Annotated in this window: 19 protein-coding genes and 1 riboswitch; of the genes, 14 read left to right on the forward strand and 5 right to left on the reverse strand. The window is 66.8% G+C overall.

Annotated elements, in window-relative coordinates:
- Positions 1 to 89 precede the first annotated feature (89 nt).
- A riboswitch (TPP riboswitch) is annotated at positions 90 to 204 on the reverse strand.
- Positions 205 to 264: 60 nt separating this feature from the next.
- Positions 265 to 1,614 (forward strand): chromate efflux transporter, encoded by a 1,350-nt coding sequence (chrA, locus tag KIT53_RS12150; RefSeq protein WP_297752710.1) that lies wholly within the window; start codon positions 265 to 267, stop codon positions 1,612 to 1,614.
- Between the two features lie 12 nt (positions 1,615 to 1,626).
- On the opposite strand, the gene KIT53_RS12155 is transcribed toward chrA, so the two are convergent.
- Positions 1,627 to 2,055, reverse strand: coding sequence for a hypothetical protein (locus tag KIT53_RS12155; RefSeq protein WP_297752711.1), 429 nt, complete (start codon positions 2,053 to 2,055; stop codon positions 1,627 to 1,629).
- 233 nt (positions 2,056 to 2,288) lie between these two features.
- Here KIT53_RS12155 and KIT53_RS12160 point away from each other — a divergent pair, with 233 nt between their 5' ends.
- The 3 genes from KIT53_RS12160 to KIT53_RS12170 are packed head-to-tail and all read left to right on the forward strand — an operon-like array spanning position 2,289 to position 4,736.
- Positions 2,289 to 3,194: an NAD(P)-dependent oxidoreductase gene (locus KIT53_RS12160; RefSeq protein ID WP_297752713.1), complete on the forward strand. Its 906-nt coding sequence runs from the start codon at positions 2,289 to 2,291 to the stop codon at positions 3,192 to 3,194.
- 7 nt (positions 3,195 to 3,201) lie between these two features.
- Positions 3,202 to 3,783 carry an amino acid synthesis family protein gene (locus KIT53_RS12165; protein ID WP_297752715.1) on the forward strand — a complete coding sequence of 194 codons (582 nt, stop codon included), beginning with the start codon at positions 3,202 to 3,204 and terminating at the stop codon, positions 3,781 to 3,783.
- A gap of 59 nt (positions 3,784 to 3,842) precedes the next feature.
- Positions 3,843 to 4,736: a LysR family transcriptional regulator gene (locus KIT53_RS12170; RefSeq protein WP_297752717.1), complete on the forward strand. Its 894-nt coding sequence runs from the start codon at positions 3,843 to 3,845 to the stop codon at positions 4,734 to 4,736.
- Between the two features lie 7 nt (positions 4,737 to 4,743).
- Here the strand turns inward: KIT53_RS12170 and KIT53_RS12175 are convergent, their stop codons facing one another.
- Positions 4,744 to 5,319, reverse strand: a complete 576-nt coding sequence (locus KIT53_RS12175; RefSeq protein WP_297752719.1) for a mechanosensitive ion channel family protein — start codon at positions 5,317 to 5,319, stop codon at positions 4,744 to 4,746.
- Between the two features lie 60 nt (positions 5,320 to 5,379).
- The gene (locus tag KIT53_RS12180; protein WP_297752721.1) at positions 5,380 to 5,904 is read right to left on the reverse strand and encodes a MarR family winged helix-turn-helix transcriptional regulator; all 525 of its coding nucleotides are present in this window, start codon (positions 5,902 to 5,904) and stop codon (positions 5,380 to 5,382) included.
- 147 nt (positions 5,905 to 6,051) lie between these two features.
- On the opposite strand from KIT53_RS12180, the gene KIT53_RS12185 reads away from it, so the two are divergent.
- From KIT53_RS12185 to KIT53_RS12230, 10 genes are all read left to right on the forward strand, one after another.
- A complete protein-coding gene (locus KIT53_RS12185) occupies positions 6,052 to 6,960 on the forward strand; it encodes a transporter substrate-binding domain-containing protein (RefSeq protein ID WP_297752723.1) in 909 nt (302 codons plus the stop codon).
- Between the two features lie 31 nt (positions 6,961 to 6,991).
- Entirely contained in the window at positions 6,992 to 7,903 is a 912-nt protein-coding gene (locus KIT53_RS12190) for an amino acid ABC transporter permease (RefSeq protein ID WP_297752726.1), read from the forward strand.
- A gap of 15 nt (positions 7,904 to 7,918) precedes the next feature.
- Positions 7,919 to 8,710, forward strand: a complete 792-nt coding sequence (locus KIT53_RS12195) for an amino acid ABC transporter ATP-binding protein (RefSeq protein ID WP_297752728.1) — start codon at positions 7,919 to 7,921, stop codon at positions 8,708 to 8,710.
- 95 nt (positions 8,711 to 8,805) lie between these two features.
- Positions 8,806 to 10,176, forward strand: a complete 1,371-nt coding sequence (locus tag KIT53_RS12200; RefSeq protein ID WP_297752730.1) for an acyclic terpene utilization AtuA family protein — start codon at positions 8,806 to 8,808, stop codon at positions 10,174 to 10,176.
- 2 nt (positions 10,177 to 10,178) lie between these two features.
- Entirely contained in the window at positions 10,179 to 10,499 is a 321-nt protein-coding gene (locus KIT53_RS12205; protein WP_297752732.1) for a DUF4387 domain-containing protein, read from the forward strand.
- 47 nt (positions 10,500 to 10,546) lie between these two features.
- Positions 10,547 to 11,563 carry a TauD/TfdA family dioxygenase gene (locus tag KIT53_RS12210; RefSeq protein ID WP_297752734.1) on the forward strand — a complete coding sequence of 339 codons (1,017 nt, stop codon included), beginning with the start codon at positions 10,547 to 10,549 and terminating at the stop codon, positions 11,561 to 11,563.
- Between the two features lie 24 nt (positions 11,564 to 11,587).
- The gene (locus tag KIT53_RS12215; protein WP_297752736.1) at positions 11,588 to 12,967 is read left to right on the forward strand and encodes an MmgE/PrpD family protein; all 1,380 of its coding nucleotides are present in this window, start codon (positions 11,588 to 11,590) and stop codon (positions 12,965 to 12,967) included.
- Between the two features lie 6 nt (positions 12,968 to 12,973).
- Positions 12,974 to 13,735, forward strand: coding sequence for a class II aldolase/adducin family protein (locus KIT53_RS12220; protein WP_297752738.1), 762 nt, complete (start codon positions 12,974 to 12,976; stop codon positions 13,733 to 13,735).
- A 2-nt stretch (positions 13,736 to 13,737) separates the two neighbouring features.
- Positions 13,738 to 14,742, forward strand: a complete 1,005-nt coding sequence (locus tag KIT53_RS12225; protein WP_297752740.1) for a 2-dehydropantoate 2-reductase — start codon at positions 13,738 to 13,740, stop codon at positions 14,740 to 14,742.
- A 39-nt stretch (positions 14,743 to 14,781) separates the two neighbouring features.
- Positions 14,782 to 15,798 carry a porin gene (locus KIT53_RS12230; RefSeq protein WP_297752742.1) on the forward strand — a complete coding sequence of 339 codons (1,017 nt, stop codon included), beginning with the start codon at positions 14,782 to 14,784 and terminating at the stop codon, positions 15,796 to 15,798.
- Positions 15,799 to 15,854: 56 nt separating this feature from the next.
- On the opposite strand, the gene KIT53_RS12235 is transcribed toward KIT53_RS12230, so the two are convergent.
- Together KIT53_RS12235 and xdhA are read right to left on the reverse strand one after the other, a co-directional pair.
- Complete coding sequence (locus tag KIT53_RS12235) at positions 15,855 to 18,515, reverse strand: molybdopterin cofactor-binding domain-containing protein (RefSeq protein WP_297752744.1); 2,661 nt, start codon at positions 18,513 to 18,515, stop codon at positions 15,855 to 15,857.
- Positions 18,512 to 20,008 (reverse strand): xanthine dehydrogenase small subunit, encoded by a 1,497-nt coding sequence (xdhA, locus tag KIT53_RS12240; protein WP_297752746.1) that lies wholly within the window; start codon positions 20,006 to 20,008, stop codon positions 18,512 to 18,514. The genes KIT53_RS12235 and xdhA overlap by 4 nt, the downstream gene beginning before the upstream one ends.
- Positions 20,009 to 20,032: the final 24 nt, after the last annotated feature.

The raw sequence follows: 20,032 nt of genomic DNA on the forward strand, positions 1-20,032 counted from the left end.
CGGGGTTGCAAAAACGCTCCGGAGAACCGCCCAGGGAGGTGTGCATGCGCCATGGCCCACGCGAGGAGGGTCGGGTGCCATGCACGCCTGCCAAAGGCGCGCGCTCTTCTTTCGCCGGTACTAGCCGGATCAAGTTCACGGGTTCGGCCATCAAGCCATCTCAGCGCCGGACCTGGGCAGGTCCGTGCACCCCGGAGCAGGCGCCAGTGTAAGCGCATGGTGTGCCGACACGGCACCTTCACGCGGCTCGCTTACAGTGCCCGCATGCCACCGAGCGAACGACCCGAACCACCGAGCCGCATGGCGGCTTTCCGTTTTTGGCTGTGGCTGGGCTGCGTCAGCTTTGGCGGGCCGGCGGGGCAGATCGCGGTCATGCACACCGAACTGGTGGAACGCCGCCGCTGGATCAGCGAGCGGCGTTTCCTGCACGCGCTGAACTACTGCATGCTGCTGCCCGGGCCTGAGGCGCAGCAACTGGCCACCTACATCGGCTGGCTGCTGCACCGCACCTGGGGCGGCATCGTCGCGGGTGTGCTGTTCGTGCTGCCCTCGCTGTTCATCCTGGTGGCGCTGGCCTGGGTGTACCTGAACTGGGGCCAGGTGCCTGCGGTGGCGGGCGTGTTCTACGGCATCAAGCCAGCGGTGACCGCGCTGGTGATCCACGCCGTCTGGCGCATCGGCTCGCGCACACTGCGCAATGCCTGGTTGTGGGCCGTCGCCGTGACCGCCTTTGTCGCCATCTTCGCGCTGGACGTGCCGTTTCCCGCCATCGTGGCGGCTGCCGCGCTGGTGGGCTGGCTGGGTGCGCGCGTCTCGCCAGCGGCGTTCACGCCCGGCGCTGGCGCGGGCGCGCACGGCGGTCCGGTGCCGGCATCCCATGCGCCGGCGCTGATCGACGATGACACGCCCGCACCGGCACATGCGCGCTTCTCGTTCACGCGGCTTGCCTGGGTCCTGGGCGCTGGCGTCTTGCTGTGGTTGCTGGCCATGGGCGTGCTGGTGGCCTGGCAGGGCTGGCAGGCCACTCTGACGCAGATGGGCTGGTTCTTCACCAAGGCCGCGTTGCTCACCTTCGGCGGTGCCTACGCCGTTCTGCCCTATGTCTACCAGGGCGCCGTGGAGCACTTCCAGTGGCTCAGCGGCCCGCAGATGATCGATGGCCTGGCACTGGGCGAGACGACCCCCGGGCCTCTGATCATGGTGGTCGCCTTCGTCGGCTTCCTGGGTGGGTGGCAGCACCAGGTGCTCGGCCCGGACGCGCTGTTTGCCGCCGGTGCGCTGGCCGCGGCGGTGGTGACCTTCTTCACCTTCCTGCCTTCGTTCATCTTCATTCTGGCCGGTGGCCCGCTGGTGGAAGCCTCGCATGGCCGCCTCGGTTTTACCGCACCGCTGTCGGCCATCACGGCCGCCGTGGTCGGCGTGATCCTCAACCTGGCGCTATTTTTTGCCTGGCATGTCTGGTGGCCGCAAGGGCTGGGCGGCCGTTTCGACGCGCTGGCCGCACTCGCCACAGGCGCGGCCGTGTTCGCCCTGGTCCGCTGGCGCGTGGGTGTGTTGCCCTTGATCGGTGTCTGCGCGCTCTTCGGCCTGGGTCTTGCGCTCACCGGGCGCTGAGGCCGGTTCTGCCTACAGGCTGAGCAGTTTGCCCAGGCCGGACACGGCAAACGCGATCCACAAGAGCAGGAGCAGCGAGAACAGGGCCCCGGGTGCCGCCAGCAGCACGGCCATGACCTTGCGCGTGCCCGAGCTGGTCAGCGCCAGCCGGATGGCGTACAGGCTGAGCATCGATTCCGCCATCGTGGCCATGGCCAGCAAGGCCAGGGGAAGCGCATTCGTTTTCAGGTGGCAGCCCCCCCAGCAGTGGGCGACGGTCAGGGCGGTCAGTCCGGTCAGGAGCACGAGGCCGAGCAGAGAAACGATGGCCAGCGGGATCGGTTGCCAGGCCGGCTGGACTGGGGCGGGCGTGTCGCATTCCCCGCAGGCGGGGCAGCCCAGCATCGGGCCGGGGATGGAGGCCTTGCAGCGGGGGCAGGTACGTGAAGAGGCTTCGTTCATGTGGTGTCCCAAGGGCGGTGGTGGAGAGCTGACGGAGGCTAGTCGTCTCCCCGTGTCCTGTGTGGCGTTGGCAGACGGCATCTGTTTTCGACCACGGATGAACCTTGGCGTGGCATGGTGTGCGAGCAGGCCATGCAAAGGCATCCCGCGTTGCGCGGATAACCGAAGGTCATAGGCCGCCGACAAGTTGACATACGACAGATCTGGCGAGCCGCCGTACAGTGCCCGGCGGCATGAACACGACCTCCACAATCCCTGACTTCACACACGTGGGTTTTATTGGCCTGGGCATGATGGGCATGCCCATGGTCGAGAACCTGACCCGTACCGGTGGCCTCGACGTCGTGGCGCACGATGCGCTGGACACCCACCGCGCCACCCTTCAGGGCTGGAGTGCCTGGGGGCGGCACCTGCATTGGGCCGAAAGCCTGGAAGGGTTGGCGCGCTGTGGCCTGGTGATCACCATGCTGCCCAACAGCGGCATCACCAACGGCGTCGTGGCGCGCCTGCTGCCCCTGCTGGCGCGTGGTGCGGTGGTGGTCGACATGGGTTCATCCAACCCCGCCGATACGCAGGCTCTGGCCAACGACGCTGCCGCGCGTGGTATCGAGTTCGTGGATGCGCCGGTCTCGGGTTCGGTGGCCAAGGCCAGGACGGGTGAGCTGTCCATCATGCTCGGCGGCAGCGATGCGGCGATCGAACGCATCGACGCCGTCATGCGCCGCATGGGCAGCAAGCTCATCCGCACCGGGGCCGTGGGTTCTGCGCACGCCATGAAGGCGCTCAACAACTATGTCTACGCTGCCGGGCTTCTGGCCATGGCAGAGGCCGTGACGGTGGCCAGCAAAGCCGGGCTCGACCTGGACGTGTTCGCCAGCGTGCTCAACGCATCCAGTGGCCGCAACGTTGCCACCGAAACCAAGCTGACCCAGTTCGTGATCCCGCGTACCTTCAATGGCGGCTTCCAGTTGCGCCTGCAGGCCAAGGACATCGCCACCGCGCGGGAACTGGCCAGCCGCTGCGGCGTGAGAACGCCCCAGATGGTGCTGTGCGAAGACCTCTGGCGCCAGGCCGTCCAGACCCTGGAGCCGGGCGCCGACAACACCACCATTGTCCGTTTCATCGAGAACCTTGCCTGAGCGCGCCATGTCCCTGATCCAGATCCGCAAACGCCACCTGCTCATCGAGACCACCTACCACGAGGGCGGTCCGCCGCCGCAGAAACCTCTGCGCCTGGCCGCTGCCTGTGCCGTCATCCACAACCCCTTTGCCGGTCGCTACGAGCCCGACCTCATGCCCTTCATGCAGGCGCTGCGCTCGCTCGGGACCGAACTCGCCACGGAGCTGGTGGACACCCTGGGCGGTCGGCAGAACGTGGAGGTGTACAGCAAGGCCGCCATTGTGGGCATCGATGGCGAAATGGAGCATGGCGCCGTCTGGCACGAAGCCGGGGGATGGGCCATGCGCACCGTGCTGGGCGAGCCCAAGGCCATGGTGCCCGCGGTCAAGGCCGTGGCCAGCGCGGGCTACCGCGTGATGGTGCCAGTGCACTATGTGCATGCCTCTTACGTGCGCAGCCACTTCAACAGCATCGAGATCGGCATCCAGGACGCACCGCGTCCCAAGGAAATCCTGTTCGCGCTCGTCATGGGCGACGGCGGCCGTATCCACTCCCGCCTGGGAGGGCTGACCAAGGACAAGGTGTCGGTGCACGACGGCCAGCGCTGACGCCGCGAGCGCCTCTTCGCCTATAGTGCCCCGATGGCGGGCACACAGGCGTTGGGGTCATGAAGTTCAAGCTGCGGCACATGGAGGTGTTTCGGGCGGTCATGCTGACCGGCTCGACCAATGGCGCCGCGCAGTTGCTTTTCGTGTCCCAACCCGCGGTGAGCCGCCTGCTGGCCTACACCGAACAGAGCCTGGGCTTCAAGCTCTTCGAACGCGAGAAGGGCAAGCTCGTGCCCACGGCCGAGGCGCGCCTGCTGTTCCTGGAGGTGGATGCGCTGTATGAGCGGGCGGTGCAGGTGGACGATTTCGCACGTCAGCTCGCCGCCCGGCCACAGGGCGTGCTCTCGCTGTGCACCAGCCCGAGCCTGGCGCTGAACTTCATTCCACCGGTGGTAGCGCGCCTGCGCGAGACATGGCCACAGGTGCGCCTGCGTTACCACACCACGCTGATCTCGGACATGCCTGGAGAGTTGCTCGCGCGCAAGGCCGAGCTGGCGGTGGCGGTGCTGCCATTGGAGAACCCCAACCTCAGCACCGAACCCCTGGTGGCCGGGCGCATGGTGTGCATCGTTCCCGAAGGCCATGCGTTGGCCTCGCGGCGGTCCGCCAGCCTGGCGGACATCGCCACGCATCCGCTCATCCTCTACAGCCGCCATATCCCGTTCGGGCAACTGGTCTGCGGCGCCCTGCAGCACGCGGGCGTTCCCTGGGAGCCGGTGGTGGACATCGAACGGGCAGAGAACGCCTGTGCCCTGGTCCGCGCTGGCGTGGGGGTGGCCATCGTCGATGAGTTCTCCGTCGGCGGCCCGGGATGGCCTGGCATCAGGGTGGTGCCCATCGAGGAACACATCCCGCTGACCCTGAGCATCGTGCGCTCGCGCTACGAGCCCATGAGCCGGCTGGCGCAGGCCTTCATCGAACTGCTCAAGGCGCACGCGGCCCGGTGGGCCTAGTGTTCACTCAATCCAGCACGGAGCCGACCACGTCGGCGTTCGTGCGCAGCCGCATGGCGCGCTGGAAGAACAGGCTGTTGGGCACGCGCAGGTAACTGGGCTCGCGGCCAGCCACCGGGGTCTCGCGCAGCGTGGTGTAGATCAGGGTGATGTCCATGACCTCGCCGCCCAGGCCAGGTTTGTCGCCGCTTTCCAGCAGCTCCACGTGGTCGTGCAGCCCGAAGGGCCGCGTGGTGTAGATCAGCACCGCGCAGAAGATGTTGGAGAGCACGCTCCAGGCGGCGAAGAAGGCCACCGCCGCCACGGCGGCGAAGCCGGTGAAGGCGGTCCAGATCACGGTGCCGGAGACGCCCACGCGGTCCATCGCCAGCAACAGCGCGGCTCCAAAGAGCACGATGCTGACCAGCCGGCGGCTGCCCACCATCAGCTCCAGTGGCAGGTGCCTGTCTTCGCCCAGACGGTTGATGATCCGGTGCAGCAGCGAGCGCAGCAACAGCGCCACGAGCACGATCAGGGTGATCTGCAGCGCGATGGTGATGACGTCGATCCAGGGGTGCGCCCAATCGGGCAGGAAATTCTTCATGTGTTGCATGGGTCAGGCCCGAGCATAACGGGCTTGACACATGGCGCGGCGGGCACGGTGTCACTCGTCCCGCGTGATTTCCTCGGCGCGAGCGGTCAGCTTCTCCAGCGTGCGCGTGAAGCTGGCCAGTTCCTCGGCGCTCAGCACATCGAACAGGCGTCGGTTCTGGGCTTCCGAATGCGGAGCGATGGAAGCGAAGAGATCTTCACCCGCTCGGGTCAGCCACAGCAGCATGCGACGGTGGTTGTCGGGGTCGCGCGCCTCCTCGACCAGGCCGCGCTTGCGCAACGCGATCACCGCACGGCTGATGTTCATCGGGTGCAGGCCCGTCGCGGCGCTCACGTCCTGGGCCGCGCTGCCTGGCCGGCTGGACAGCACCACGATGGAGCGCCACTCGTTCAGCGTCAGCGCATGCTGCCGCGCGAACTGGCCAAAGAAAGGGCGGCTCATCAGGTTGGTCAGCTTGAGCAGGCGAAAGCCCGCCATGTCCGGCGCCAGTGTCTGTGCGCCTTCGGTCGCGCGCTCGGCCACCCTGGCGCGGCGGGCGGGCGAGGCGGTGCTGGAGGATCGGGACAGGGCTTTCATGGTGTCGGACGGAAGGATACGGGGGACATTCTGTGCGCAAGACGCAAGTTTAGGGTAAACACCGATATCGATAACATTTGATATCGATAACATTTGACCCATATCAAACAGCTTGCCTCTGCGAGCCCACCCAGCAGGAGACTTCCGATGCCATCCAGACCTTCCCACTCCCGTGCCCTGGCGGGTGCTGGCCACTTGCTGTACCGCGCGCTGTGCCTGGGTGCATTGACTTGGGCCCTTGGCACCACCGCGTCCGCTCAGACGGTTCAGGCCCCGTTCTTCGACCGCCTGCCCGCATCGGTCAAAAGCACCAAGGTGCTGCGCATGGTCGGTGACTCTTTTGCTCCCTACCGCATCGTGGGAGACGATAGCAAGACCGTCACCGGGATCGACGCCGACATGGCGCGGGCGCTGGAGCCGTTGCTGGGCGTGAAGATCGAGCTGACCATTGTCAGCAACCTGCCGGCCATGCTGGCCGGCATTGACACCGGCCGCTACGATTTTTCCGCCGGTCCGCTGCTATCCACCAAGGCGCGCGAAGAGCGCTACGACATCCTGACCTGGCTGCTGAGCAAACCGGCTTTCGTGTTGCCTGTGGCTGGCGGGCGCAAGACCTCCCGGCTGGAGGACCTGTGCGGCCTTCGCATTTCCTTCCCTGCAGGTTCCGCGCAAGAGGAATATGCGCGCAAGGTCAGCGAACGCTGTGTCAGCAGCAAACAGCCGACCATGCAACTGGTGCCGCTGGCGGACCAGAATGCCACCGTGCTGGCGGCTCAGTCGGGCCGGGCCGATGTGGCCGGGATGCAGCTCGCTGCCGCGCTGTACCTGCAACAGCGCAACCCTGGCAAGTTCACCATACAGACGGACGAGACCGACGGTCTGGGCATCCTCAACCAGGGCTTCGTGCTCAAGAAGAATGCCGAGCTCAGCCCGGTGCTGCACGACGCGCTCAAACAGGTGTGGGCGTCCGGTGAATACGGGCGCATCATGGACAAATGGGGCCTGACGCTGGCCAAGGCACCCGAACCCCGCTTGAACCCATCCAGCGGAAAGTGATGCGCCAGCCATGACACAGGGAAGCGTTGCCATGCCTGTCCATCCCCGCCTGTCCGCAGCCGCAGGTGCCACCGAACCGGTGGACGTCGCGACGGCCCGCCACCGCACGAGTCCGCTGCGCTGGGGCATGACCTTGCTGCTGTTGGTGGTGGCCCTGCAGGTGGTCTACTTCCTCTTCACCAACCCGCGCTTCGAATGGGCCGTGGTGTGGAAGTACCTGTTCTCGGTCAACATCTTGCTGGGCCTGGGCACCACTCTGATGCTCACTGCGCTGGCGATGGTGATCGGCATCGTGATCGGCACCATCGCCGCGCTGGCCCTGATCTCGGACTTCAAGCCGGGTCGGTGGGCGGCCCAGACCTATCTGTGGGCCTTCCGCGGAACGCCCCTGCTGATCCAACTGATCTTTTGGTACAACCTGGCGTACCTGATTCCGAACATCTCCATCGGGCTGCCTTTCCTGCCGCCACTGGCGCAGTGGTCGACGAACACGGTCATCACGCCCTTTCTGGCCGCCTTGCTGGGCCTGGGCCTGGCCGAAGGGGCCTACATGACGGAGATCGTGCGGGCAGGGCTGTCGTCGGTGGACCCGCGCCAGCACGATGCGGCCAAGGCTCTGGGCATGACGCCATCCAAGTCTTTCTTCCGCATCATCTTTCCGCAGGCCATGCGTTTCATCATTCCGCCCACGGGCAACCAGATCATCGGCATGGCCAAGGCCACTGCGCTGGTCAGCGTGATCGCCATGAACGACCTGCTGCATTCGGTGCAGATCATCTACAACCGGACCTATGAAATCGTGCCGCTGCTGCTGGTGGCCGTGTTCTGGTACCTGGCGGTCATCACCTTGATGTACGCCTTCCAGTCCCGGCTGGAACGCCACTACTCCAAAGGCCATCGCCGCGATGCCGCGCCGTCCGCCACGCCGACCGGACAGGCATAGGTCGTTGGAAATTCCATGCAGAACCTTCATTCTTCTTCCGGCCCGCAGGGCCACGTGCTCCGACTGCACAAGATCGTCAAACGCTATGGCAGCCTTCAGGTTCTCAACGAAGTCTCTCTGGACATCGACGAAGGCGAGGTGGTCGCGGTGATCGGCCCATCGGGTTCGGGCAAGTCGACGCTTGTGCGTTGCATTCACCAACTCGAAACCATTGAGGGGGGCTCCATCTGCCTGAACGGCGAACTGCTGGGCTACCGGCAGGAGGGCGAGCATCTTCGCGCCCTCAGCCCCAGAGAGCTGGCCCGGCAGCGGCAGCAATTGGGCATGGTGTTCCAGCAGTTCGGCCTCTTTCCCCACATGACGGTGGAGGAAAACGTCATGGAAGGACCGGTGCAGGTGCTGGGTGACACCGTTGCCGATGCGCGCACACGTGCCCACCACCTGCTGGGACGGGTGGGGCTGGCCGACAAGGTGCATGCCTACCCGCAGATGCTCTCCGGCGGGCAGCAGCAGCGCGTGGCGATTGCCCGCGCCCTGGCGATGCGGCCCAAGGTCATGCTGTTCGACGAACCGACCAGCGCGCTGGACCCCGAGTTGGTCGGTGAGGTTCTCAACGTGGTGTCGGACCTGGCCAAGGCGGGCAAGACGATGGTGATCGTCACGCACGAGATCGCCTTCGCCCGTGAGGTCGCGTCCCGTGTCGTGTTCATGGAGGGCGGGCGCATCCTGGAACAGGGTGACGCACGTGAAACCTTGTCGAACCCGAAGACCGAGCGTCTGCGCACGTTTCTCTCCAGGGTGATGTGAGCGGGTCGCGGCGTCTCTCCTTTTTTTTGCCCACTCAGTAACTTTTGATATTGATAACAAGCAGTGCCAATGAAGCCATCAAGGAAACCCAAGACATGACTCGCCATATCCGCTACCTGTCGCCCACCGGCGTGTTGGGCGTGGGCTTCTCCGAGAGCCACTTTCGCGCGGCACTCTCGCGTGGCCTGGCCTTCATCGGCTGCGATGCGGGTTCCACCGACGGTGGCCCCGCCAACCTGGGCGGCAACAAGCCTTTCTTCTCCCGAGCGGCGATCAAGCGCGACCTGCGCATCCTGGTCACCGGTGCGCGTTCCATCGGGGTGCCCCTGCTGATCGGCTCGTGCGGCGGCAGCGGCGGCAACTGGAACCTGAACTGGGTGCGCGAGATCGTGCTGGAGATTGCCCGCGAAGAGGACCTGCATTTCCGTATCGCTGTGATCGAGTCCGAGCCGCCACGCGAGCTGCTGCTGAAGAAGTACCGCGAGGGCCGCATCCGCCCGCTGGACCCGGCGCCCGAAATCAGCGAGGCCGTGCTGGAGAATGCCGACCACATCGTTGCCATGATGGGCGCGGAAGCGTACGTCGCCGCGCTGGAGGGCGGGGCGGACGTGGTCCTGGCCGGCCGTTCCACCGACGCCGCCATCTTCGCCGCGCTTCCGGTGGCGCGGGGCTTTCCGCCGGGGCTGTGCTGGCATGCCGCCAAGATCATGGAGTGCGGTGGCGCCGCGGTGGTCACGATGGAAAAGCCCGAAGGCATGATCTGCACGATCACCGACGAGCACTTCACGCTGGAGCCGGTGAGCCCTGTGCAGCGCTGTTCGCCGCTCAGCGTGGCCGCGCACGCGCTGTACGAAACTGCGGACCCCTACCGCATGCTGGAGCCTGGTGGCGAAATGGACCTCACCGGGGCACGCTACGAGGCCGTCAACGACCGCGAGGTGCGCGTCAGCGGCAGCGAGTTCCGGCCCATGCCCTACACCGTCAAGCTCGAAGGCGCGAGCCTCATCGGGTACCGGGCCATGGTGCTCGGTGGCGTGCGGGACCCCGTGATCCTGGAGCAGTTCGACACCTGGTTCGATGGCCTCAAGGACCACATCGCCGAAAACGTCGAGGCGGTCTACGGGCCGACCATCCGCGGGCAGTACCAGATCCACTACAAGCTGTACGGCAAGTCCGGTGTGATGGGCGAGCGAGAGCCCTGTGCCGGGCAGACGGGTCACGAGATCGGGCTGCTCATGGTGACGCTGGCGCAAAGCCAGGAAGTGGCCTACGCGATTGCGGGGCAGGCCGCGCACATGGTGCTCCACCACGCGGTTCCGCAGTGGCAGGGCCTGCTCTCCAACCTGGCTTTCCCCATCGCGCCGCATTTCTGGAACCTGGGCGAGGCCTACCAGTTCGTGCTCAACCACGTGGTCGAACTCGACCATCCGCTTGAGCTGCATCCCATCCGGTACGAGGAGGTCTGACCATGCCACGTCTGCGCGACATCGCCAAACTCATCCGCACGAAGAACGCGGGCCCGTTCCAGCTCACGCTGGACATCATGTTTCCCGACGCCTCCAGCTACGAACACGTTGTGGCCAGCGGTGTGATCAACAAGGCTGCCATGGCCGCCTTCTTCAAGGTCGAAGAGTCCCGGGTCCGGCTTTTCAACTACGCGCCGGGCAATGCCATCAAGGTCACCGTGCCTCGTCTGGTGCCGTCCGGCGATCCGGCCGATACCGACCTCTTCGGTGGGCAGCAGTTCGGCCCTTTGGTCGACATCGAAGTACCCCCACGCCAGTCCTGATCGCGCGCATCAGGCCTCTCCGCATTCCTACCCGCAAAGACAACGCCATGAGCAAGACCATTCTTCGCAGCATCGTCCAGGATGCCACCGCCTGGAAAGGCGCCGACGTGCGCAACGACAGTTCCTGGATCTACCACTTCACCCCAAGCGAACTCGGCGAGATCGACACCGCCTTTCGCCAGGTGCGGGCCAACGGCCTGAGCTGGGGCGATTTCGGGAAGGACGCGTTCGCGCTGCCGGTGCTGTCGGCCAAACTGGCCCGCATCGACGACCAGATCCGCAACGGCCGCGGCTTCGTGCTGCTGCGCGGCTTCCCGGTGCAGCGTTACACGCTCGACGACCTCAAGACCATCTACTGGGGTCTGGGGACGCACATGGGTCAGGTGATTTCGCACAACGTGGCCGGTGACTTCGTGGCCGCGGTCACCGACCTGGCCCTCAACTCGTCCGACCCGAACCGCCGCAACAACACCACCAACCAGCTGCTGGACCCGCACACGGACCTGGCCGATGTGGTGGCGCTGTTGTGCGTGGAGAAGGCGCGCGAAGGCGGCATGAGCAGCCTGGTGAGCAGCGTGGCCATCCACAACGAGATCCTGCAGAACCACCCCGAGTACCTGGAGGTGCTGTACGAGGGCTTCTACCACGACTACCGGGGCTATGGCCCGAACGCGGACCCCAACGAAGTGACCGCCACGCCGATCCCGGTCTTTGAATACAACAACGGCCGCGTCAATTGCGCCTTTGCCAAGAAGATCATCGAGACCGGCGCCCACAAGCGCGGCGTTCCCCTGACCGCGCTGCAGCAGAAGGCGATCGACTACGTGCACGAACTGGGGACCCGCGAGGACATGCGCGTGGACATGATGCTGGAGCCCGGCGACATCCAGATCATCAACAACTACATCACGCTGCATTCGCGCAGCAACTACTTCGACCACGAGGACGGACGCAAGCGCTACCTGCTGCGCATGTGGATCAACCTGGAAGACAGCGTGCAGCTCTCGCCCGACTTCGCCTCCTTCGTGCGGCGCGGCATTCCCGCCATCCGGCAGACCGCCTGAGCAACCTCGCACCACGGACCCGCCATGACCGCCGTCACACAGACACTGGCCCGCTTCGCGGCTGAACTCCGCTTCGACGACCTGCCCACCGAGGTGGTGCAGCGCACCCAACTGCTCGTCATGGATCTGAGCGGCATCATCATCCGCTCGCAGACGCTGGATTCGACCCTCGTGCTCAAGGAAACGCTGCGCGACCTGGGGTTGAACGGCGGCCACATCCAGGTACAGGGCAGCCGCGAACGCTGGCTCCCCCAGGCGGCCGCGCTGCTGGCAGGGGCCGCCGCGCACAGCCTGGACTTCGATGACACCCATGCACCCGCGCAACTGCATCCGGGGGCGCCCGTCATTCCGGCCGCGTTGGCCGCCGCACAGATGGTGGGCGCTGGTACCCGGGAGTTGATCGCGGCCATCGTGGCGGGGTACGAGGTCATGATCCGTGTGGCCCTGGGCCTGCCCGTCCTCAAACACGGCGAGCGCGGTTACCACCCCAGCGCCACGGTGGGTGTGTTCGGCGCCACGGCGGCCGCCGGCAACCTGCTGGGTCTGAGCCCTGTGCAGATGGAACACGCCTTCGGCACCGCGCTCAGCGAGTCCGCGGGCACCGGTCAGTTCGTGGTGAACGGCGCATGGACCAAGCGCTTCCACGTGGGCAACGCGGCCGCTGGCGGCGTGCTGGCGGCCGCGCTTGCGCGACGGGGCTACACAGGGGCCACCCAGGCCTTCGAGGGCAAGGAAGGATTCTTCCATGTCTATTCCCCCGAACCGCAACCCGAGAAGGCGGTGCAAGGCCTGGGCAGCACCTGGGAAATTCTGCGTGCCGGCCTGAAACCTTACCCCTGCTGCCGGGGCATCCATGCGCCGCTGGACGCGGTGATGGCTTTGCACGAGCGGCACGACATCGACATCCACCGCATTCAGTCGGTGCGTGTGGGGCTGGCCCGCCGCAGCGTGTACGTGGTGGGCATTCCGCAGGAGCGTCGGCGCGATCCGAAAAACGTGGTGGACTGCCAGTTCTCCACCCACCTGTGCCTGTCGATTGCGCTCAAGCACCGGCGCATGGGCTGGGACGATTACGAGCCGGCCCTGGCCGACCCGGACATCCGTTCACTGATGCAGCGCATCGACGTTTACGAAGACGCCGAATGCGAGGCCAACTTTCCCACCGCGTTCTCGGGCGTGGTGGAGATACGCACCACCGACGGCCAGACCTGGCGTGAGTTCATCTACCAGCCGCGCGGCGAACCCGAAACCATGCTCACCGCCGCCGAACTGCGTGCCAAGTTCAGCCTGCTGGTGCGCGACACGCTGGGCGAGTCCGGCGAGTCCGCACTGTTCGATGCGATACAGGCCATGGCCCAGGGCAAGCCGGTGGGCTCTCTGTTCGTGCAGCCTCTGGGCCACTGAACCGCCATGAGCCCTGCCATCACCGCCGAAGAACGCGCGCTGCGCACCGAACTCGCGGCCTGCTACCGCGTTTTCCACCTGCTCGGCTGGACCGAGCTCATCTACAACCACATCACGGTGCGCCTGCCCGGCCCCGAGAAGCACTTTCTGATCAACCCGTTCGGCCTGCACTACAGCGAGGTCACGGCCTCCAACCTGGTGCGCGTGGACCTGTCCGGCCGCACCGTGGGCTCTTCCAACTGGCCGGTGAACCCGGCTGGCTTTACCCTGCACTCGGCCATCCACCAGGGCATTGGCGAAGCGCACTGCGTGATGCACACGCACACCACCGCGGGCTGTGCGGTTGCCGGTTGCCGCCAAGGGTTGACCATGGACAACTTCTACGCCGCGCAACTCCATGGCCGGGTGGCGTACCACGACTTCGAGGGCATCACGGTGCACGCGGACGAAGGGCCCCGGGTGGTGCGTTCCATCGGTGGACGCCAGGCTGTCGTGCTGCGCAACCATGGCCTGCTGGCCTGGGGCAGCAGCATCCCGCAGGCCTTTGCGTACCTGTGGACCTTGCAGCGCGCGTGCGAAATCCAGGTGGCCGGCGCGGCGCTTGGGCCGGCGCTGCCCATTTCCGAAGCCATCCAGATCCAGGCCAGCGCCGATGCCCTGCAGTTTGACCCGGCGCACGGCGCCGGCCGCGACGTGTTCGCGGCACTGACGCGGCAGGTCGAGCGCATCGACCCGTCCTACCGGGACCTGGACCCCGCGCGGGACTGAGCATGACAAAGATCTGCATCTACGGACTCGGCGCCGTAGGCGGCCTGCTGGCCGCACGGCTGGCGCGCTCGGGCGTCGCGGTGAACGCGGTGGCGCGCGGTGCCACGCTGGCCGCGGTGCACGAGAAGGGCCTTTCACTGCGCGAGACAGTGCAAGGCCAGCCCGTCACCACCCAGCATGCCGTCCATGCCACGGACAACCCGGTTGATCTGGGCGTGCAGGACGTCGTGGTGGTGGCCGTCAAGACCACCGGTCTGGCCGGCGTGGCCGCCGGCATTGCACCCTTGATGGACGAGCACACCACCGTGTTGTCGGCCATGAACGGCGTGCCCTGGTGGTTCTTCCATGGCATGGCCCCGGAACTGGCGTCCTTGAAACTCGACAGCGTGGACCCGGGCGGCGCCCTGTCGCGCGCCATCAGGCCCGAACGGGTGGTCGGCTGCGTCACACACCTCTCCGCCACCACGCCGGCGCCGGGCGTCGTGCAGCATGTGGCGGGCCAACGGCTGATCGTCGGCGAGCCCGTTGGCGGCGCCGATTCCGCGCGCAGCAGGCACCTGATCCAGTTGCTGCGCAACGCGGACTTCGACGTGGACCCCGCGGCATCCATCCAGCGCGAGATCTGGTTCAAGCTGTGGGGGAACATGACAGTGAACCCCATCTCGGCGCTCACCGGCGCCACGGGCGACCGCATCCTCGACGACGAACTCGTGCGCGCTTTCATGTCGCGCTGCATGCGCGAGTCGGCCGCCATCGGCGAGCGCATCGGCCTGCCCATCGATGCCGATCCCGAGGGCAGGCATGCCGTGACGCGCCAACTCGGTGCCTTCCGCACTTCGATGCTCCAGGACGCCGAAGCCGGCAAACCCCTGGAGATCGATGCGCTCGTTCGCGCCGTGGTGGAGATTGCCCGGCAACTGGGCGTGCCCACACCGGAGATCGACACCCTGCTGGGGCTGGCGCGGCTGAAGGCCCGCGTGGCGGGCCTGTACCCGGACGCCGCCTGACCTTTTCTCGTTCCTTTCATTCATCGACGGAGACAACACATGAAGAAATCCGGTGCGGCCCTGGCCGCCATCCTCGCCCTGCAAGTCCCAGCCTGGGCGCAGTCCGACGTCAACGTGTTCGGCCTGCTGGACGTCAACGTGCGCAACATCCGCGTGGGCCCCACGTCGAAGACGGAGATGCACAACAGCAGCGTGGCGGGCAGTCGGCTGGGTTTCCGGGGCAGCGAGGATCTGGGCGGCGGCATGAAGGCCAGCTACTGGCTGGAGGCCGCGCTCAGCCCCGACACCGGCACCACCGCACCCCGCTTCTTCCACCGGCGCTCCACCTTGAGCCTGAGCGGCTCCATGGGGGAACTGCGCCTGGGACGCGACCTCACGGCAAGCTTCCAGGGCTTCGTCTATTACGACCCCTTCGCTGTCAACGGCGTGGGCTCGGTGCAGAACGTGTTCGGCGGCGCGGGCTACACCCTGGGCAGCGGCGCCGTCACGTCCAGCCGCACCGACAACGCCATTTCCTACTTCCTTCCGTCGAACCTGGGCGGCTGGAACGGCCAGTTCATGCACGCGCTGGGCGAAGGCGTGGCGGGCAGTGCCTACACCGGCTTGCGTGTCGGCTACGCGCAAGGGCCGATCGATGTCTCCGTGGCCTACTCCGAGACCGACGCCGTGGGCAGCGGCAAGTTCACGGTGCGCACCATCGGTGGCACCTACGACTTCAAGAGCGTCAAGCTCACGGCGGTCCACATCCAGAACGCCTGGCTGCCGCGCAAGGAGAACGTGTGGTTGCTGGGCGCCGCCGTGCCCGTGGGTGACGCCGGCACGCTGCGGGCATCCTACGTGCCCAAGAACGCCTCGGGCGGCGGCACGGACGCCAACGACGCGCGCCAGTTCGCGGTGGGTTACCTGCACAAACTGTCGAAACGCACCATGCTGTATGGCACCTACTCGCGCATCCAGAACAAGGGCGCGTCCAACGCCACCGTGGGCAGCACGCTGGCAGGTGCCGCCGGCCAGAACTCGCGTGGCGTGGAACTGGGGATCGTGCACGCCTTTTGAACCGGGCGGCTCAACCCCCTGCAGGGGGACTGATATTCAGTCCAGGTCGTACTGGCTCACGCGCTGACTGCCCTCAAGATCTCTTCCGCCGTCCCCGGCGCATTCATCGCCTCGGGCTTGCCGCCCGCCTGCGACACGGCGTCGCGCAGTGCCTCGAACACGCTGATGGCCAGCATGAAGGGCGGTTCGCCCACGGCCTTGCTGCCGTGCACGTTGTCTTCGCGGTTGGCTTCGGGCCAGAGGTCGACCCTGAAGTGTTCGGGCACGTCGCCGGTGGCCGGGATCTTGTAGGTGCTCGGGGCGTGGGTCTGCAGGTAGCCCTTGTCGTTCCACACCAGTTGCTCGGTGGTGAGCCAGCCCATGCCCTGGATGAAGCCGCCTTCGATCTGGCCGATGTCGATGGCCGGGTTGATGCTGTGGCCCACGTCGTGAAGGATGTCGACCTTGAGCACGCGGCTTTCACCGGTGAGGGTGTCGATGGCGACTTCGGTGCAGGCGGCGCCGTAGGCGAAGTAGTAGAAAGGCCGGCCCGTGAGGGTGGTCTTGTCGTAGTGGATCTTGGGCGTGCGGTAGAAGCCGTCGCTCCAGAGCTGGATGCGGTTGGCGTACGCGGCGCTCACCACGTCCTCGAAGCGGCGCGTGCTGCGCGGGGTGATGACCCGGCCGCCGGCGAAGCGCACCGCGCCGGCTCCGCAGCCGTCCAGGCCGGCGACGAAGGCAGCGAGGTTGTCGCGCACGTGGCGCGCGGCGAACTGTGCGGCACGGCCATTGAGGTCCGTGCCGCTGCTGGCCGCGGTGGCACTGGCGTTGGGGATCTTGCTGGTGTCGGACGCGGTGGAGAGCACGCGCTCGAACGGGATGCCGAGTTCGTCGGCCACGATGGCGGCGACCTTGGTGTTCAGTCCCTGGCCCATTTCGGTGCCGCCGTGGTTCACCTGCACGCTGCCATCGGTGTAGACGTGCACCAGCGCGCCGGCCTGGTTGAACAGCGTGGCGGTGAAGCTGATGCCGAATTTCACCGGCGTGAGCGCGATGCCTTTCTTGATGACTGGGCTCTTCGCGTTCCACGCGGCGATCTGCGCGCGCCGTTCGCGGTATTGGCTGGTGCGTGCGAGCGTGGTGATGAGCGGGTCGAGGATGTTGTCCTCCACCTTCATCTGGTAGTGGGTGACATTGCGGTGGGTGGCCTGGGCTTCGACAGGCTCAGCCCGAACGGGGGATGGTTCAGCCCGAACGGGGGATGGTTCAGCTCGGACGGAGGCATGTTCCGCTCGAACGGAGGCATGTTCCGTTTGAGCAGGGGAGTTTTTTGACCGAAGTGGCATGCCCCGTTCGCCCTGAGCGTGTCGAAGGGCTCGCGAGGTGGGTTCGTCGCTGTAGAGGTTGCGCAGCCGCACGTCCAGCGGGTCCAGGCCGAGGCGGCGGGCGACGTCGCCCAGGATGCGTTCGATGACGATGACGCCCTGCGGGCCGCCGAAGCCACGGAAGGCGGTGTGGCTCTGCGTGTGGGTCTTGCAGCGGTAGCTGGAGATGGCCACGTCTTCCAGGAAATAGGCGTTGTCGGCGTGGAAGATGGCGCGGTCGGCCACGGGGCCGGAGAGGTCGGCGCTGAAGCCGCAGTTGGCCAGCATGTCCAGCTCCAGGCCGCAGAGCAGGCCGCTGTCGTCGAAGCCAACGCGGTAGTGGTAGGCGAAGGGGTGGCGCTTGCCGGTGACCATGAAGTCGTCGTCGCGGTCCAGCCGCAGCTTGACCGGGCGCTTGAGCCGGTTGGCGGCGATGGCGGCCCACACCGCGAGGTGGCCGGCCTGGGTTTCCTTGCCACCGAAGCCGCCGCCCATGCGCCGGCATTCCACGGTCACGGCGTGGTTGTCCAGGCCGAGCGCGTGCGACACCCAGTGCTGCACCTCTCCGGGGTGCTGGGTGCTGGAGTACACCCACCACTGGTCCTGCTCCAGAGGCAGCACATAGGCCACCTGGCCTTCGAGGTAGAAATGCTCCTGGCCGCCGATCTCGAACGCGCCTTCGGCCACGTGCGGCGCGCGGGCCAGCGCGGCCTTGGCGTCGCCCCGGTTCACATGCACGGGCGGCAGCACATAGCTCTGGCGCGCGTGCGCTTCGTGCACCGAGACCACGGCGGGCAGGGGTTCGATGTCGAACCTGACCAGCCGGGCGGCGCGGCGCGCGGTCATCACATCATCGGCCACCACCAGCGCGGCCACCTGGCCGAGGAATTGCACGGTGTCGGTGGCGAACACGGGCTCGTCGTGCGCGAAGGCGGCCAGGGTCTTGTCGCCAGGGATGTCGCCCGCGCCGAAGACGCCGCGCACGCCGGGCACGGCCAGTGCGGCGGACGTGTCCATACCGCGCAGCCGGCCGTGCGCCACGGGTGAGCAGACCGGCGCGGCGTGCAGCGTGCCGCGCACTTCGGGGATGTCGTCGATGTAGGTGGCGCCGCCGGCGACCTGGGCGCGTGCGCTTTCGTGGAAGCGGGAGACGCCTGCGGCCTGCCCGGTATTCTCCGTTCGCCCCGGGGGTGTCGATGGGTCGGGCTGCGCTGGGGTGAGGGCTTCGACAAGCTCAGCCCGAACGGAAGTTGGCTCAGCTCCAACGGACGTTGGCTCAGCTCGAACGGACGTTGGCTTGGTTCGGGTGGAAGCTGGCTTGGCCTGGGTGGAAGCAGGCTTGGCCTGAGCGTGGGGTTGATCGCGCGCGTTCATGCCAGGGTCTCCAGGTCGGGTGCGGTCAGGTTTTCCAGGTTGATCTGCCGCAGGCCCTGGCTCTCCAGCCAGAAGCGCTGCAGCAGGTTGCCCAGCACCGCCTGGCGGTAGGTGGCGCTGGCGCGCATGTCGGAGATGGGCTGGAACTCGGCGCGCAGCGCGGCCGTGGCGGCCATCACGGTGTCGGCGTTCCAGGCCTGGTCTTGCAGGGCGGCCTCGGTCTGGTGGGCGCGCACCGGGGTGGCGGCCACGCCGCCGGCCCCGATGGAGGCGGTTTTCACGCTGCCGTTCTTCAGCGTCAGGCGGATGGCCAGGCAGACGGCGGAGATGTCGTCGTCGAAGCGTTTGCTGATCTTGTAGACCTTCAGCTGCTCATCGGCGGTGGGCCGGGGCACCTTGATCCAGCACAGCAGTTCGTCCGGCTTCATCACGTTCTGGCGGTAGCCGGTGTACAGGTCTTCCAGCCGGAGTTCGCGGTGGGTGATCTGTCCGCGTCTGGTGTCCCAGCGCATCAGCACCACGCTGGCGCCGAGGGCGATCAGCAAGGGCATGGAGTCCCCGATGGGCGAACCGTTGGCCACATTGCCGCCCAGGGTGCCGGAGTTGCGCACCGGCAGGCCGGCGAAGCGCTGGGCGAAGGTCTTGAGTTGCGGGCGCTCGCTCACCAGCGCGGCGTAGGCGTCGGTCAGCGTCACGCCTGCACCGATGGCGATGTGGTGCGGATAGGTCTCCACGCGCCGCAGTTCGCGCGCGGCGGTCACGTCCAGCATCTGGCCAAAACGCTTGTGCATCTTGGTGACCCACAGGCCCACGTCGGTGCAGCCGGCCACCACCTGCGCCTGCGGATGCCGGGCGCGGGCCTGCAACAGGGCGGCCAGCGTGGTGGGGCGCAGGTAGCGATCGGTCTGCGCGGCGGGAAGCTTCTTGAGGGCGGCCACGGTGGCCGCCTCGTCCACCGCGCAGCCGGCGGGCAGGGGCAGGCTGCCCATCTGCTGGGCGGCGTCCAGGATGGGGCGGTAGCCGGTGCAGCGGCAGAGGTTGCCCGAGAGGTCGGCCTGGGCTTGCGCGCGGTCAATGCCTTGGCCGCCCTTCGTGTTCTGGTACATGCCAAACAGGCTCATGACGAAGCCGGGCGTGCAGAAACCGCACTGGCTGCCATGGCACTGCACCATGGCTTCCTGGGCGGGATGCAGTTCGCCGCCCGGGGCCGCCAGGTCCTCCACCGTCCACACCGCCAGCCCCTGTACCGAGTGCGCCAGCCGGATGCAGCTGTTGATGGCCCTGTAGGCCAGCTGGCCACCGTCCACCGCTTCGCCCAGCACCACGGTGCAGGCGCCGCAGTCGCCCTCGCCGCAGCCTTCCTTGGTGCCGGTGCAGTGCAGGTCCTCGCGCAGCACCTCCAGCAGGGTGCGGTCGGGTGCTACATTGGCCAGCGTCACGGGTGTCCCGCGGCGCAGGAAAGTCAGGGTTTGTGCGGATGTTTCGGGCTTCATGCGTGCCAGCATAGCGCCGCCCCC

This window comes from Hydrogenophaga sp. (assembly GCF_026125785.1).
GTDB lineage: Bacteria > Pseudomonadota > Gammaproteobacteria > Burkholderiales > Burkholderiaceae_C > Hydrogenophaga.

What these genes read in the sequence shown, in the direction of transcription:
- KIT53_RS12230 (WP_297752742.1), top strand. Translation starts at nt 14,782, where the DNA reads ATGAAGAAATCCGGTGCGGCCCTGGCCGCCATCCTCGCCCTGCAAGTC.
- KIT53_RS12235 (WP_297752744.1), bottom strand. Translation starts at nt 18,515, where the DNA reads ATGAACGCGCGCGATCAACCCCACGCTCAGGCCAAGCCTGCTTCCACC.
- KIT53_RS12205 (WP_297752732.1), top strand. Translation starts at nt 10,179, where the DNA reads ATGCCACGTCTGCGCGACATCGCCAAACTCATCCGCACGAAGAACGCG.
- KIT53_RS12190 (WP_297752726.1), top strand. Translation starts at nt 6,992, where the DNA reads ATGCCTGTCCATCCCCGCCTGTCCGCAGCCGCAGGTGCCACCGAACCG.
- KIT53_RS12195 (WP_297752728.1), top strand. Translation starts at nt 7,919, where the DNA reads ATGCAGAACCTTCATTCTTCTTCCGGCCCGCAGGGCCACGTGCTCCGA.
- KIT53_RS12165 (WP_297752715.1), top strand. Translation starts at nt 3,202, where the DNA reads ATGTCCCTGATCCAGATCCGCAAACGCCACCTGCTCATCGAGACCACC.
- KIT53_RS12210 (WP_297752734.1), top strand. Translation starts at nt 10,547, where the DNA reads ATGAGCAAGACCATTCTTCGCAGCATCGTCCAGGATGCCACCGCCTGG.
- KIT53_RS12215 (WP_297752736.1), top strand. Translation starts at nt 11,588, where the DNA reads ATGACCGCCGTCACACAGACACTGGCCCGCTTCGCGGCTGAACTCCGC.
- KIT53_RS12175 (WP_297752719.1), bottom strand. Translation starts at nt 5,319, where the DNA reads ATGAAGAATTTCCTGCCCGATTGGGCGCACCCCTGGATCGACGTCATC.
- KIT53_RS12185 (WP_297752723.1), top strand. Translation starts at nt 6,052, where the DNA reads ATGCCATCCAGACCTTCCCACTCCCGTGCCCTGGCGGGTGCTGGCCAC.
- KIT53_RS12155 (WP_297752711.1), bottom strand. Translation starts at nt 2,055, where the DNA reads ATGAACGAAGCCTCTTCACGTACCTGCCCCCGCTGCAAGGCCTCCATC.
- KIT53_RS12200 (WP_297752730.1), top strand. Translation starts at nt 8,806, where the DNA reads ATGACTCGCCATATCCGCTACCTGTCGCCCACCGGCGTGTTGGGCGTG.
- KIT53_RS12220 (WP_297752738.1), top strand. Translation starts at nt 12,974, where the DNA reads ATGAGCCCTGCCATCACCGCCGAAGAACGCGCGCTGCGCACCGAACTC.
- xdhA (WP_297752746.1), bottom strand. Translation starts at nt 20,008, where the DNA reads ATGAAGCCCGAAACATCCGCACAAACCCTGACTTTCCTGCGCCGCGGG.
- KIT53_RS12170 (WP_297752717.1), top strand. Translation starts at nt 3,843, where the DNA reads ATGAAGTTCAAGCTGCGGCACATGGAGGTGTTTCGGGCGGTCATGCTG.
- KIT53_RS12180 (WP_297752721.1), bottom strand. Translation starts at nt 5,904, where the DNA reads ATGAAAGCCCTGTCCCGATCCTCCAGCACCGCCTCGCCCGCCCGCCGC.
- KIT53_RS12160 (WP_297752713.1), top strand. Translation starts at nt 2,289, where the DNA reads ATGAACACGACCTCCACAATCCCTGACTTCACACACGTGGGTTTTATT.
- KIT53_RS12225 (WP_297752740.1), top strand. Translation starts at nt 13,738, where the DNA reads ATGACAAAGATCTGCATCTACGGACTCGGCGCCGTAGGCGGCCTGCTG.
- chrA (WP_297752710.1), top strand. Translation starts at nt 265, where the DNA reads ATGCCACCGAGCGAACGACCCGAACCACCGAGCCGCATGGCGGCTTTC.